The sequence below is a fragment of the Gordonia sp. (in: high G+C Gram-positive bacteria) genome (genome assembly GCF_047602025.1).
Lineage (GTDB): Bacteria > Actinomycetota > Actinomycetes > Mycobacteriales > Mycobacteriaceae > Gordonia.
Map to the genome: position 1 here is coordinate 2,889,133 of NZ_JASGII010000001.1, position 13,963 is coordinate 2,903,095.

The following is a 13,963-nucleotide window of genomic DNA, read 5'->3' on the forward strand; positions in this document are numbered from 1 at the left end:
CGGACTGCAACCCCCTACGAACTGGCGAACGCTTCGAGGCGCAGCGCCTCCTGGTCGACCTGGCGGCGCTGGGCCGCGGGGACGTCGACGAGGTAGTCGACGCCGACCCGCCCGTCGGTCAACCGCCACGTCCCGGCCAACCGACCGTCGACGAGCACGAACCCGGGGCTGCGGCCGTTGGGGGTGACGGTCTTGGCGAAGACGTCGGGGTCGGCGATGCGAATCCGGTCGGCCGGCGCCTGCGCGACGAGGATGTGGTCGAAGGGCGCGACGAGGCGGACCGGCGCGGGGGTGTCGCCGTCGACGATGGGCAGGCCGTCGAGGTCGTAGAGGACCTCGCCGTTCGGGCCGTCGAGCTTCGCCAGCTCCCAGTCGGCCTCCATCGCCTCGACGAGTTTGCCGAGCCCGGTCAGCCCCGACCACGTCTGGATGCCCGCGACCGACGCCGGGCCGAAGCCGCGCAGGTACATGCGGACCAGGTCCTTGCGCGCCTCGTCGCCGTCGACGGCGGGCTCGCCCGGTCCGATCCAGTCGTCGAGCAGGGCGTAGGTCGGTTGGCCGGACCCGCGCCACGTGCCGCGCGGCGGCACCTGCACCAGGTGCAGCCCATCGCGCACGACGGCCATGAGGTCGGCGGCCGGCACCGACGGCCAGCGCTGCGCCAGGGCGTCGCGCAGACTGCTCCCGGCGAGTTCGGTGCCGGCGATCTGCTCCCGGCCGAAGTCGACGACCGCGGCGGCGTCGACGTCGGCGGGGAGCTTGTGGTTGGTGCGCGTGACGGCGTCGATCCGCGGTTGGACGAGGGCGCGCATCCAGCGGGCGTCGTGAGCGTCGAGCGCCATGAGCGTGCCGCGTAGGACGACCGAGCGGACGACTTCGCGCTCGGTGAGCAGCTCGTCGTAGTCGGCGGGGTCGAAGCCCTCGATGCGCGACCACAGCGCGAAGAACGGCGGTGCCGGGTCCTGGGCCTGCAGGCCGACGCAGCGGTCGAGGACCTCGATGACGTCTTCATCGATCCGCTCGAGCAGGTGCTGTCGGGCCAGCAGGGTGCGGTTCCACTGCTCGACGGAGATCATTGCGGAAAGTGCACCCCGGTCGACGCGTGGCAGCGGTAGCCGTGCGGGTTCTTGGCGAGGTACTGCTGGTGGTAGTCCTCGGCGTAGTAGAAGCGGCCGTCGCCGACGTCGGCGAGCTCGGCGATCTCCGTCGCGATCGGGCCGTAGCCGGCCGCGGTGAGGGCGGACTGGTACCGCTCGGCGATGTCGCGGGCCAGCTGCGCGTCCGCCGCGCTGCAGGTGAACACCGCCGATCGGTACTGCGTGCCGATGTCGTTGCCCTGGCGCATGTCCTGCGTCGGGTCATGGGTCTCGAAGAAGGTGCGCAGGATCGTCTCGAGATCGGTTTGGCTCTCGTCGATCACAACCAGCACCGCCTCGGTGTGGCCGGTGCGCGCGGTGCACACCTCTTCATAGGTCGGGTTCGGGGTGAAGCCGCCCGCATAGCCCACCGCCGTCGTGTAGACGCCGGGCAGCTGCCAGCAGATCTCCTCGACGCCCCAGAAGCAGCCGCCGCCGAGGACGACCGCCCGGTATCCCGGCCCCCAATCGCAGGTTCCGTTCGGGGAGACCATCGGGGTGCCCAGCACCAGGTGCTTCTCCGGCACCGGCACGACGACCGACCGACCCGGCAACGCGTCGGCGGCGTCGATCATCACCATCTTCGATCGCGACAAACCCCAGGACATGGGATCGATCCTACGCGTCGGAACAGGGCCGTCGAGCGCCGCTCGGACCCGGATTTGAAGTCGATTGAGTCATCTGTTTATGATGGCGGTCACACTCAGCGTGTGACCCACTTCACCGCGAAGATGAACGACAGACCAACAGGGGGACAAGGAATGGCGGCGACGACTCGCACCGCGCATCTCACTCCGGAAGCCGGACCGGTGTACAACATCTCCGGTTCCTGTCTGTGGACCTTCGCGTCGATCGTTCCGCTGGGCATCCTGCTCCTGGTGATCGCCCTCTAGCGCTGGCGACTGTCGCCTCCGAGCGTCGACCCGAACGGGGTCGGCGCTCTTCTCTTTTCGCCGAGTGGGCACCAATATCTCGTCGAGTTGGCGGTCTAAACCCGCCGAGTGGGCGGCAATTCTCGCCGAGTGGGCGGTCCAAACCCGCCGAGTGGGCGGCAGAATCCGCCGAGTGGGCACCGTCGAACCACGACACCGGTGTGACGCGCCTCTCGCCGAGGGATACGGTGGAGTGGACACCGTCAAGAAAACAAAAGAATTGCGAAGGGAAGTCTCGTGGCCGAAAAGTACGTCCTGCCCGAACTCGATTACGACTACGGCGCGCTCGAGCCCCACATCTCGGGCCGCATCATGGAGTTGCACCACAGCAAGCACCACGCGACCTACGTCGCCGGCGCCAACACCGCGATTGAGAAGCTCGCCGAGGCCCGCGAAGACGGAACCATCGCGCAGAAGGTCTACGGCCTGTCGGCCAACCTCGGTTTCCACCTCGGTGGCCACACCAACCACTCGATCTTCTGGAAGAACCTGTCCCCCAACGGTGGCGACAAGCCGACCGGTGACCTCGCCGATGCGATCGCCAACGACTTCGGCGGCTTCGACAAGTTCCAGGCGCACTTCACCGCCGCCGCCACCACCCTGCAGGGCAGTGGCTGGGCCATCCTGGGCTACGACACCATCGGCCAGCGCCTCGTCATCGAGCAGCTGACCGACCAGAGCGGCAACACCTCCGCCGCCCTGATCCCGGTCGTCATGCTCGACATGTGGGAGCACGCCTTCTACCTCGACTACCAGAACGTGAAGCCCGACTACGTCAAGGCGTGGTGGAACGTCGTGAACTGGGCCGACGCCGCCGAGCGCTTCGACCGCGCGGTCAAGCAGGGCAAGGGCCTCGTCGTCAACGCCTGATCACCACGCTCACCGACAGCGGCGGTCGCCCCGACGGGGTGGCCGCCGTTGTTGTCTCTACCGGGGTTCGACTGCCCACTCGATGGAATTCTGGTGCCCACTCGACGGGGTTCTGGTGCCCACTCGACGGGGTAGGACCGCCCACTCGGCGGGGTTCGACCGCCCACTCGGCGAGAGGAGCGCGCGCTACATCGCGCCTTTGATCAGGAACGAGCCCGCGATGGCCACGCCCAGGACGACGGCCATGATCGTCAGCGCGATGTAGTCGATCCGGCCCGGTCGGGCCGCGTCGGCGGTCAGGCGCCCGATGCCGCCGCGCGCGGTGATCGCCTCGCCCATCTCGGCCGACCGCCGCAAGGCGGAGGAGAGCGCCGCGACGATGATGTCGACCAGGGTCAGCTGCGCCGACGGGTGGCCGGAATCCGACGGGGTCTTCGGCCGCAGCCGGTGCACGGCGCGCAGGGTCATCAGCTCGTCGACCATCAGCGGCAACGACCGCAGGCACAGCGCGATCACCACCGCCCACTCGTCGACCGGCAGCCGCAGCCAGCGCAGCGGGGTCATCAGCTTGGCGATCGCGGGCGCCAACTCCGCCGTCGGGGTCGTCCAGACGACGAGCACCGAGATCGCGATCACCAGGATCCCGAGCACCACGCCGCGCGCGGTGACCAGCCCACCCGACCACCCGGCGACGAGCGTCGAGAGCGCGATGCTCGCCAGCGCCAGCGCCCAGAACCACCACGGCGGTCGCGGCACGGCGCCCAGCGGGATCCCGGCGAGCAGCGCGACCACCACGACGACCGCGGCGACGACGCCGAGCGCCGGCCACGACGGCAGCACCCAGAGCAGCACGCCGATGAGGCCGATCCCGATCAGCTTGGTGCCGGCCCACAGCCGGTGGATGACCGAGTCGCCGGGGATGACGCGCAGCGGGACGGCGTTCACGAGACCACCCCCTGCTGGGCCGCATCGGCGAGCAGCACGCCGTCGACCAGTTCGACCTGACGGTCGCAGACCGTGGCGATCTCGTCGAGGTCGTGGGAGATGACGATGAGCGTGAGCCCGGCGGCGCGCAGGCGGCCGAAGAGGGCGACGACGTCGGCGCGCGCCTGTGGGTCGAGGCCGGCCAGCGGCTCGTCGGCGACGATGACGTCCGGGCGACCGGCCATCGCGCCGGCCAGCACACCGCGGCGCATCTGCCCGCCCGACAGCGCATCGGTGCTGCGCGCGGCGAACTCGCGCGGGAGCCCGACCTCCTCGAGCAGTCGCGCGACCTCGGCGCTGCCGACGAGGGCGCCGCCCGATGCCTGGATGTCCTCGCCGAGGGTCGGCCGCTGCAGCTGCAGGCGCGCATGCTGGAAGGTCAGTTTCACCGCGCCGACCTGCTTGTTGATCGGGGTGCCCTCGTACAGCGCGGTGCCCGACGTCGGGGTGGTCAGCCCGGCGAGGATCCAGGCGAGCGTCGACTTGCCCGACCCGTTGCCGCCGACGATGAGCAGGCCCTCGCCGCGGCGCACGGTCAGCGTCACGTCGCGCAGCGCGGTGACCTCCCACGGCGATCCGGCCAGGTACTTGTGTCCGATGCCGCGGAGCTCGATGAGCGGGCCGCCCAGCGGCCGCGCGACCACCGGGATCGGGGCGGCGACCGGCACGTCGGGTTCCTCCGCGCCGAGCCAGAGCGGCGGCTCGGGGTCGACGCGGCCGTCGCGCAGGTGGATCACCCGGTCCGCGGCGGCGGCCTCGTCGGCGCGGTGGGTGATGAGCACGACCGCCAGCCCCCGACGGGCGGGCAGCTCGGTGAGGACCTCGAGCAGTTCGCCCCGCCCGTCCGGGTCGACCATCGAGGTGACCTCGTCGGCGATCAGCAGCGCGGGGTTGCGGGCGAGCGCGGCGGCGAGCGCGAGACGCTGCTGTTGACCGCCGGACAGGTCGGCGGTATCCCGGTCCCGCAGGCCGTCGAGCCCGACTTCGGCGAGCAGCGCGTCGACATCCACCTCGACGTCGGCGGGCAGCCCCCAGACGACGTCGTCGGCGACGCGCGCACCGAGCATCTGGGTCTCCGGGCGCTGCAGCACCATCGCGGTGCCGCCCGGCTGACCCAGCCCGGGGTCGCCGGGTCGGCGCACCTCGCCCGACGTCGGCGCACGGCCGGCGAGCAGCTTGGCGACCGTCGACTTGCCGGAACCGTTGGCGCCGACGATCGCGACGAGCTCGCCCGGATCGATCCGCAGCGAGACGTCGGCGAGTGCGGGTGGCTGTGCCTTCGACGAACCGGGATACCGGAATCCGACGTGGTCGAGTTCCACCGGCAGCGGGCCGGGCGCGACGGCGGCGGTCAGGTCCCGACGCGGGTCGTCGAGCGTGTCGACGCTGGGAATGGCCCGGATGCGCTCGATGACGCCGCCGACGAGCCACCACGCGAGGTAGAGGGTCAGCAGCGCGCTCAGCGTGCCTGACACCCACAGCCAGGCCCACCAGTAGTGGACGATCGCGGTTGTCAGCGAACGCGTCATCGCCGCGGACTGTTTGAGCGCATCGGCGAACTCCGGTGCCATCCCGCTCACCGAGCCGGCCATGCTCTCGACGGCCTTGGCCGCACCGTCGAAGGTGTTCTTCATCGACTCCAGCACCAACCGCCGCAGCGGGGCCAGCACCAGCAGCACGACCACCGACAGTCCGCCGAGGATCGGCGCGACGATCAGCGACGCGGCGGTGAACGACGCCAGCCCGCGTCGACGGCGCTTCATCTCGCCGACCAGGCCGCCGATCACGCCGGCACCCACCACCGATACCGCCGCGGACAGACCGGCCAGCGCGAACGCGACGCCCGCCGCCGCGACGACGACGGCGACCGTGGCGCGCGGACGGGTGCGCTGGCCGACCAGTGCCATCGGCACCGGGGCGAGCAGGGCCACCGACGTCAGGATCGGCAGCACCTGGGCGACGACGATGGTCGCGACCGTCAGCCCGCCCAGCACGGCGCACAGCGCGACCTCGTGCGGGCGCAACGGGCCGCGCACAGGCGTCGGCGCAGGTTTCGTGGACATCGCAACCAGTGTGCCTGACCGATTGTTAACTGACGCTGAGGGAGTCCGCGCGCAGGTCAGGGCCCACTTCCGCACCACTCTCTCAGCGTCCGCGCCGACCGTGTGCGAAGAAAGTAACGGCAGCGAACTTCTCCGGCGCGCCCGGGTTAACACGCGATTCCTACCTTCGGCAGACCGAAGCAACCCGCAAGCCACAGGAGTTCCCATGACGTACGTCAAACCGCCCGAGTTGGCGGTGTCCCTCATCGACGCCGGGGCGTCGAAGGTCGCGATGTCGACCCGCGACACCCTCGTCCGCGCCTACATGGCGGGCGCGATGCTCACGCTCGCGGCCGCCTTCGCGGTGAAGATGGCCGTCGACACCGGCACCCCGCTGATCGGCGCACTGCTGTTCCCGATCGGGTTCGTCCTGCTCTACCTGCTCGGATACGACCTGCTCACGGGGGTGTTCGTGCTGGCGCCGCTGGCGTGGATCGCCCGCAGGCCCGGCGTCACAGTCGGGTCGGTCCTGCGCAACTGGGGATTGGTGTTCGTCGGCAACTTCGCCGGCGCGCTCACCGTCGCGCTGCTGGTCTCGATCTTCGTCACCTACGGGTTCGACACCAACATCCACGACGCCGGCAACCAGTTCGCCGCCTACGGGCAGAAGCTCGCCGCCATCGGCCACGAGCGGACCGTCGGCTACGCCGAGCACGGGGCGAACGGCTGGCTCGCGGTGTTCGTGCGCGGGATGCTGTGCAACTGGATGGTCTCCACCGGCGTCGTCGGCGCCCTGCTCGCCAAGGACGTGCTGGGCAAGATCGTGGTGATGTGGCTGCCCATCCTGCTGTTCTTCGCGATGGGCTTCGAGCACTCGGTGGTCAACATGTTCCTCTTCCCGGTCGGCATCATGCTCGGCGCCGACTTCACCTGGGGCGACTACCTGCTGTGGAACGAGCTGCCCGTCGTGCTCGGCAACCTGGTGGGCGGCCTGCTCTTCACCGGTCTCGCCATCTACGTGACCCACTACAAGACCAAGCCCAAGCGCGAGCCGAAGGCCACCGCCCAGCTCCCGAAGACCCCGATGGTCACCCCGAGCCCGAATGGACGTCTCGCGGGCGCCCGGGTGGCGATGAGCCTGGCGGCGGTCGGTCTGGTGTCGCTGGCGGTGGCCGCGTCGTCGTCGGGTCACGCCGTTGCCGCGCCCCACAAGGACCCGGCGACGATCGACTACACCGCGCGGTTCACCGAGAACAAGGACCTGGTGCTGAAGTTCGACCAGGGCTCGCTCGCTCAGGAGGGCACCGCGCTGGTCGTGCGGTCGCCGCGGGACAAGCCGCTGTGGTCGATCCCGATGCTGTTCCGCGTCGACGACTTCGTCTTCCCCATCGTGTCGACGATCCGCGGTCGTACCGTGACGATGAGCCCCAAGTTCTCCGTCGCCGATGCCGTCTACCGGCCGGTCGCCAAGGAGCCGACCGGCGGTGCGCCCAAGGTCGACGCCAAGCAGCGGGAGGCGCAGGCGCTGGCCCGGCTGAACCAGACCGTCGTCGCGGGTTCGTTCATCGGCGCCGCGGTCGGTGCCATCGGCGCCGGCGTCGTCGGGTGTGCCATCGGCGGTGCGGGCCTCGGCGCCGCGTCGCTGGCGGCGCTCATCGGCTTCCTGGGCGCGGTGTTCCCCGCCGCCATCGCCGGCTGCGTCGCCGGTGCCGCGCTCCTGGCGCCCGTCGGCGTGATGGCCGGGCAGATCTTCGTCGCCGCGCCGATCGCCGCCTTCGCCATCGCGGAGTACTTCACGACCGTCAACGCGCCGCTGCCCGGCGCCAAGAAGAAGGCGCAGCGGCGGGCTACGAGCTCACCCAGCGCGCTTCCCGCGTAAGCGTCAACGACACCTCGCGCAGCGGTTCGGCATCGCCGACGAGGGTGGAGGCATTGGCCGGCAGCAGGTCGCGGACCTCGCCGGGCGCCTCCCCCTTGTCGGCGTACTTCTTCGCCGCAGCCGTGATGAGCTTGCCCTGCCGCTCCGGCGAGCACTGCGCGAAATCGTCCGGCAACAGCGGGCTGAGCTGCGTCAGACCGTCGCGGATCTCGACGACCCGGCGGTTGAACAGCACCATCGGCGACGCGTTCAACTCGGCGCCGTCCTTGCCGGGGAGCACGACGCCGGGGACCGCGCCGGTCACGACCTGCCAGAGCGGCTCGAGGTCGCGGTACTGCTGGCGCAGGGTGAGCCGGGCCTTGATCCACCGGATCCGGGAGTAGATCAGCGGGTAGGAGATGCCGAGCAGGAAGCCGGCCATGCCGACCAGCACCAGGATGTTGGTCGCGTACAGCAGCCCGGGCAGCACGAACCAGCCGGTCATCACGCCCACGATGAACACGATCTGCAGCGCCGAGGCGGTCGCCAGCGCGACGAGGCCCAGGATCAGCAGGACCAGCGACGTCCGCAGGTACCCCGCCGCGGCCGGCACGAACTGGCGGATGCTCTTGATGCACGCCGTGAAGCCGTAGGTCAGGTAGATGCTGCCGATGAGGAAGAAGGTGGCGAACGCCCAGTCCTTGGCCGACGAACCGTCGAGGTCGTCCAGGCGCAGGTCGTGGGGGATCATCGACATCGCGACCTGCAGGCCGACGGCGGCGATCGTCAGCGGAATGGCTTCAATGCCGGCCCGTCGGGCGCGGTGGGACTGGGCGGGGTCGTAGTAGAAGACGACGACGAGAGCCGCCACCCCCAGCGCCAGCATGCACCAGAGCAGGACGCGGGCGAATCCGTCGAAGACGCCCGAGTTGAGTCGACGCGCCACCGCGGGGTTGGCGGCGACGAAGGCGAGCGTGAAGGCGACGATGCTGACGGTCATCGCGGCGGCCTGCAGGCCGCCGCCGTAGCGACGGATTTGATCCATGCGCCAGCACACCGCGACGGCGAAGATCACCAGGGCGAGGAAGTTGACCGTGTCGGCGCTGAAGATTCCGTGCACGGCTACATCCAACCGCCATGGCCGCCCAGCAGGCGCTGGATTCGCCGCAATCCGTCGTCGTCAGCGGTCTTGTCGACCGAACCCGCGGCCTCGGCCGCCCACCCGACGATGATCGAGGCGAGCATCTCCGCCTCCCACTCGCGCTCGTCGGAGTAGCAGGTGCGGGCCAGCGCGTCGTCCGCGTCGTCCTCGCTGGGGGCCAGCAGGGCCGTTGCGTCGAGTTGTCCGAGCATCTGGTGTCCGGCGATCAGGTGGCCGAACTCGTGGACGATGATCTGGTTGCGGTGGTGGGGCGTCGTGTTGGCCTGGCAGAAGAAGTAGTCGCCGTCGCTCGCGGCGAGCCAGACCCCGTTGGGCATGCCCGCCGGCAGCGGGTGGGAGATGACGTTGATCGGCCGACCGCGACGCTCGCCGTAGCGCCGGCAGAGTTGCTCGGCGTCGAGCGGGAGGTCGAGGTCGAGGCCGCGGAGTTCCTTGCGGCAGAGCGCACGGAGAGCCCGTTCGCTGCGCATCGAATCTCCCCCGGTAGACGGTATTGCCGCTGACCGGTTGATTCTAGTGCCCCGCGGGCGCTAGGCGGAGGTGATGTCCGACTCGGAGATCTCCGGGGGATCCTGCGGCAGGCCCTGCTGCTCGCGGAGCACCTTGATGAGCTCGTTGACGACGGAAACCTTGTCGCTCGACAGGCCGGCCAGGCGGAAGGCGGCGAGCTGGACGTCGGCGTCGGCCTGCATGCGGAGCTTGTCGATCTCCTCGCGGGTGCGCTGGGCGGCACCGTCCTCGAGGAAGTAGTGGACGTCGACGCCGAAGGCCGCGGCGATGCCCTCGACCGTGCGGAACGACGGCGACTTGGCCTTCCCCGAGCGCAGCTGGCTCAGGTAGGACTCGCCGAGGCGGAAGCCGCGCTCGGTGGAGCGGGCGGCGATGGCCTTGGCGCTGTAAGCGCGACCGTTGGGACCGGGAACAGTGCGGAAGAGCTCCTCCAGGCGCCGTGCGAACAGGCCCGGTTCGACGTTGCTGCTATCGCTAGCCGTCATCGTTCACCCCATACTCGGTCGATTGACTTGGACACTTGACCCGGTTGCTGTTCCTGTGAACTGAGAATCGGAATCGCGTGAATATTCTTCAGGATACCTCACTTCGCCGATCGCGACGTCCCGGCGGTCCGGGCGCCCGGGTATTCTCGGTGAGTCGCCGGTCAACGCAAGGTTCACCGCGGCCATCGACACCACAGGTGAGGAACGGACCCATGCACGCCACCCGGCTACTCCGCGGCAGCCGCCTCGCGGCGCGCGCGGCCCTGGCGTGCGGGGCGGCCGGCGTGATCTGTTTCGCCGGCCCGACGGTCATCGGCGCGCCCGGCGCGTCCGCCCACCCCGACGACGGCCCCAGTACTAGCGAAACGCCGGTGGCCCCGGCCACCGCCGCTCCCGGCGACGACGAGGACGGCATCCCGCCGGGTGCCGCCACCGCCCCGCAGGCGCACCCCCCGCGCTCGGCGGGCTCGGGCGGCTCCGGCGGCGGATCGGCCGGCAGCGGTCTCGCGGCACCGGCGCCCGGTGCCGGCGGGAACCCGCACATCCCGCCGACGCGGGGGTTGGACCACAACACGCCGCCGACCTGGCAGCCGCCGCCAGCACCCGTTCCCCCGCCGCACCCGGTCCCGCAAGCACCGCAGGCGCCGCCGGCCCCGGTGGCACCCCCTGCTCCGCCCGCGGCACCGGTCGCGCCGCCGCCCCCGGCCGCACCCGCACCCGCACCGGCACCGGCTCCTGCGCCCGCACCGACTCGTCCCGCGCCGCAGGCCCCGGCTCGTCCGGTGCCCGCACCCGCGCCGACCCCGGCCCAGACGCCGGCCCCGAAACCGACCGTCAAAGCCGCGCCCCGCGGCGACTTCGGCGGGGCCGCCGACGGCTACGGTCCGGCCGTGCTGATGGGACTGTCGACGCTCGCGGTGCTGGGCAGCGGCCGTTTCCTCGACGCGCTGCGGGCGATCCGCCGCTAAATGGGCGACGCCTTCGGCGATCTGGCCGCGCTGATCGATGAGGCGCCCGGCGAGTGGGGCGTCGTCGTCGGTGACGCCGATTCCGGCGCCGAACTCTTCGCCGCATCCCCCGATACCGTCCTGCGTTCCGCCAGCGCCGCGAAGCTCGTGCTGTTGACGGCGGTCGCCCGCCGGATCGAGGCCCGTGAACTTGCCGCCGATGAGCTGCTGCGTCGCGATTCGGCGGCTCCGGTCGCCGACTCCGGCATCTGGCAGCACCTGTCCGTCGACGCACTGCCGGTCGAGGATGTGGCACGGCTCGTCGGCCTGGCCAGCGACAACTTGGCCACCAACGTGCTGCTCGATCGGATTGGCGGCGTCGACGCACTGACGCTCGGCGACGTGGCGCTGCACGACCTGGTCCGCGATGACCGCGGCCCGGGGGCACCGCCGACGCTGAGCAGCGGCTCGGCGCGCGGCTATGCCGCGCTCGTCGGCGCGTTGCACCGGGGCGAGGTAGGCGGTCCGGCGGTGAGTGCCCGCGTCCTCGGCTGGCTGCGCGGCGGGCTCGACCTGAGCATGGTCGCGTCGGCGTTCGGGCTGGACCCCCTCGCGCACGACGGGTCCGATCGCGGGCTCAGCGTCGTCAACAAGTCCGGCACCGACGACGGGATCCGCGTCGACGTGGGATTGGCCGCCGGGCCGTCGGGGACCATCGCCTACGCCTGCCTGGCGAACTGGTCGCCGAACGGGGCCGACGATCCCGATCGGGACGCGGTGCTGCGCGTCATGCGCGCGCTTGGCGACGCGATCCGCGCTCAGCTCAACGACTGAATCTCCCGCGCGATGTTGGCCCGCGCGGTCGCCTCCCACCGTTCCCGGGCGGGCGTCGAGGCGAAGATGTGCGGGCGGTCGAGGAACTCGGTGAGCAATTCGCGCCGCTTGCGGCGGTAGAGGAAGCCGGGGACGCGGCGGAACTCGGTGCGCACGTTGGCCGCGTACTCGTCGTAGCGCTCGGGATCGGCGCCCAGGACGGCGAAGTCGGCATCGGACAGGGCGACGCCGTTGGCGTCGTCGGGCGCGGGCTCGTGGGTCTTCGTCAGTTCGACGAGCCGCGCAACCTCGTCACGGTCGGGGTCGTCCGCCAACGCGATGCGGGCGAGCGCCGCCGAGTCCTCCTCGTTGGTCCCGCTGAGCGGCTTGTAGACGGCGTCATGGAACCAGGCCGCCAGCACGACGGGCCGCTCGGCGAAGGACAGGTCCGCGCCGCGCAGTTCGGCGAGGGCGGCGAGCACTTCGTCGAGGTGCCGCTGATTGTGATGGCGGCGGTGCGGCTCGTTCCAGCGGTGCAGCAGGTCTGTGCGGATGTCGTGCGGGATGTCGACGGCCATGCGGGGATGGTAGGCCGTCCTGCGGTCGGTGCGCTGTTGCCCGAACGACAGTCGACCTTCTATTCACAGCTGCTTCACAGCTAAATAGTGGCGTATGTCACTGGCGCCAGGTAGTATGAACATTAGTTCGAATCAACGTTCATAGCGGCAGTTCGCAGGGGGTGAATCCGATGACAACAGCAGCGGCGCGTGAGCACAACGTGTTGGCTGACGGTCTGCCGGATTCACCTGTCGAGTTGGCCGAGTTGATCGATGCCGCGACGGTCAAGCTCGCCGACGCCAAGCTCGGATTGATGACCGACGCCGCGGTGCAGGCAACGGTGGAGTCCTTGGAGACCACGCGCCGACGCCTGGACGGCGTCGATGCGGCCTTCTACGTGGAGGTCTCTGATCGGCAGGTGTTCCTGCGGACGGGCAACAAGAAGCCCCGCGATTTCTACGGCCAGCACTTGCGGCTCGGCGCGGCCGAAGCCCGTCGGCGCGAAGATGTGGCGGCGGCGATCGGTCGGTTGTCGTCGATGACCGGGGAGAAGCTGCCGCCCAGGCGCGAGCTGCTGGCCGAACTCGTAGCCGCCGGGCAGGCCTCTGGTCATCATGTGCGGGAGGTGGAGAGAGTGATGGCCGCGATTCCCGCAGCGGTGGCAGTCGAGGATGTCGAGCAGGCCGAGGCCACCCTGTCAGCGGCGGCGATAGAACTACCACCCGAGGACATGGGCAAGCTCGGCCAGCGGATTCTGGCGCATCTCGACCCCGACGGCAGCCTGACCGACGACGAAGACCGGCAGCGTCAACGCGGCCTGACTTTGGGGCGTCAGGACACCCAAGGCATGAGCAAGCTGTCGGGGTATCTGACTCCGGCCGCGCGGGCGTTGCTGGAGGTGTGGCTCGACAACTGGGCCAAGCCCGGCATGAACAACCCCGACGACGAGAACTCGATCGACGGCTCCGCCGCCGAACTGGGCGCCGAGGATCGTGACGCCCTCGCCAACGCCGCGGCCCGCGACCGTCGCACCCCCGCCCAGCGCAACCACGACGCTTTTGTCACCGCCGCCCACTGGATCCTCGGCCACGGCGCGTTGGGCCCACCGGCCCGGTTGCCGGCCGAATTGGTCATCACCATCGACGAAGCCGACCTGGCCCGACGCGCCGGGGTCGCAACGACCGCGACCGGGACGCCGGTGCCGGTGAGCGAGTTGATCGACCTGGCCGCCGAGGCGACCCCGTGGCTCGAAGTATTCGCTGCCGGGACGCGGCAGGTGCTGGACCTGTACCGCGGGGCACGGATCGCCTCCAAGTCACAGCGGCTGGCGTTGTTCGGCCGCGACCGCGGCTGCACCCGCCCCATGTGCCCGCGCCCGGCATCCCAATGCCAGGCCCACCACGCCACCGCCGATTGGGCCGACGGCGGCAACACCAACATCGGCGACCTCACCCTCGCGTGCGGACCCGACAACCGCAACGTCGGCACCACCCCCGGCCAATGGGAAACCACACCCATCACCCACGGACCCGACGCAGGACGCACCGGATGGCGTCTAACCGGCAGTGGCGGCCAGTATCGAACCAATCCGCTGCACGACCCGTTCAGATGCCACGCGGCACGGGACCGTGCCGCCCGAGGCGCTGATCCCGACCCACCGGGCTAA

At 70.5% G+C, this 13,963-nt stretch carries 13 protein-coding genes and 1 pseudogene; 6 read left to right on the plus strand and 8 right to left on the minus strand.

The window, feature by feature from the left end; translation table 11 throughout:
• Positions 1-14: 14 nt before the first annotated feature.
• Together QM728_RS14490 and msrA are read right to left on the minus strand one after the other, a co-directional pair.
• The gene (locus QM728_RS14490; RefSeq protein WP_415032707.1) at positions 15-1,076 is read right to left on the minus strand and encodes a winged helix DNA-binding domain-containing protein; all 1,062 of its coding nucleotides are present in this window, start codon (positions 1,074-1,076) and stop codon (positions 15-17) included.
• The gene (msrA, locus tag QM728_RS14495; RefSeq protein WP_415032708.1) at positions 1,073-1,744 is read right to left on the minus strand and encodes a peptide-methionine (S)-S-oxide reductase MsrA; all 672 of its coding nucleotides are present in this window, start codon (positions 1,742-1,744) and stop codon (positions 1,073-1,075) included. The genes QM728_RS14490 and msrA overlap by 4 nt, the downstream gene beginning before the upstream one ends.
• A gap of 102 nt (positions 1,745-1,846) precedes the next feature.
• Here msrA and QM728_RS14500 point away from each other — a divergent pair, with 102 nt between their 5' ends.
• Positions 1,847-2,029, plus strand: coding sequence for a hypothetical protein (locus tag QM728_RS14500; RefSeq protein ID WP_415032709.1), 183 nt, complete (start codon positions 1,847-1,849; stop codon positions 2,027-2,029).
• Positions 2,030-2,305: 276 nt separating this feature from the next.
• Positions 2,306-2,938, plus strand: coding sequence for a superoxide dismutase (locus QM728_RS14505; RefSeq protein ID WP_415032710.1), 633 nt, complete (start codon positions 2,306-2,308; stop codon positions 2,936-2,938).
• Between the two features lie 186 nt (positions 2,939-3,124).
• Here the strand turns inward: QM728_RS14505 and QM728_RS14510 are convergent, their stop codons facing one another.
• Together QM728_RS14510 and QM728_RS14515 are read right to left on the minus strand one after the other, a co-directional pair.
• Complete coding sequence (locus tag QM728_RS14510; protein ID WP_415032711.1) at positions 3,125-3,883, minus strand: energy-coupling factor transporter transmembrane component T family protein; 759 nt, start codon at positions 3,881-3,883, stop codon at positions 3,125-3,127.
• Positions 3,880-5,985 carry a DUF2232 domain-containing protein gene (locus QM728_RS14515; protein WP_415032712.1) on the minus strand — a complete coding sequence of 702 codons (2,106 nt, stop codon included), beginning with the start codon at positions 5,983-5,985 and terminating at the stop codon, positions 3,880-3,882. Before QM728_RS14515 ends, QM728_RS14510 begins: the two co-directional genes overlap by 4 nt.
• Before the next feature lie 205 nt (positions 5,986-6,190).
• On the opposite strand from QM728_RS14515, the pseudogene QM728_RS14520 reads away from it, so the two are divergent.
• Positions 6,191-7,048 (plus strand): annotated as a pseudogene (locus QM728_RS14520) (formate/nitrite transporter family protein); the annotation flags it as partial.
• 763 nt (positions 7,049-7,811) lie between these two features.
• Here the strand turns inward: QM728_RS14520 and QM728_RS14525 are convergent.
• Genes QM728_RS14525 through QM728_RS14535 form a run of 3 tightly spaced genes read right to left on the minus strand, consistent with a single transcriptional unit; the run spans position 7,812 to position 9,979 of the window.
• Positions 7,812-8,942: an MAB_1171c family putative transporter gene (locus QM728_RS14525; protein ID WP_415032713.1), complete on the minus strand. Its 1,131-nt coding sequence runs from the start codon at positions 8,940-8,942 to the stop codon at positions 7,812-7,814.
• Between the two features lie 2 nt (positions 8,943-8,944).
• Positions 8,945-9,454 (minus strand): hypothetical protein, encoded by a 510-nt coding sequence (locus QM728_RS14530; RefSeq protein WP_415032714.1) that lies wholly within the window; start codon positions 9,452-9,454, stop codon positions 8,945-8,947.
• A 60-nt stretch (positions 9,455-9,514) separates the two neighbouring features.
• Positions 9,515-9,979 carry an XRE family transcriptional regulator gene (locus QM728_RS14535; RefSeq protein WP_415032715.1) on the minus strand — a complete coding sequence of 155 codons (465 nt, stop codon included), beginning with the start codon at positions 9,977-9,979 and terminating at the stop codon, positions 9,515-9,517.
• Between the two features lie 212 nt (positions 9,980-10,191).
• Between QM728_RS14535 and QM728_RS14540 the strand changes: the two genes are divergently transcribed.
• Entirely contained in the window at positions 10,192-10,947 is a 756-nt protein-coding gene (locus QM728_RS14540; protein WP_415032716.1) for a hypothetical protein, read from the plus strand.
• The gene (locus QM728_RS14545; protein ID WP_415032717.1) at positions 10,948-11,760 is read left to right on the plus strand and encodes a serine hydrolase; all 813 of its coding nucleotides are present in this window, start codon (positions 10,948-10,950) and stop codon (positions 11,758-11,760) included. It begins immediately after the preceding gene.
• Here QM728_RS14545 and QM728_RS14550 read toward each other — a convergent pair.
• Positions 11,745-12,317: a hypothetical protein gene (locus QM728_RS14550; protein ID WP_415032718.1), complete on the minus strand. Its 573-nt coding sequence runs from the start codon at positions 12,315-12,317 to the stop codon at positions 11,745-11,747. The genes QM728_RS14545 and QM728_RS14550 overlap by 16 nt on opposite strands.
• Before the next feature lie 170 nt (positions 12,318-12,487).
• On the opposite strand from QM728_RS14550, the gene QM728_RS14555 reads away from it, so the two are divergent.
• Entirely contained in the window at positions 12,488-13,963 is a 1,476-nt protein-coding gene (locus QM728_RS14555; RefSeq protein ID WP_415032719.1) for a DUF222 domain-containing protein, read from the plus strand.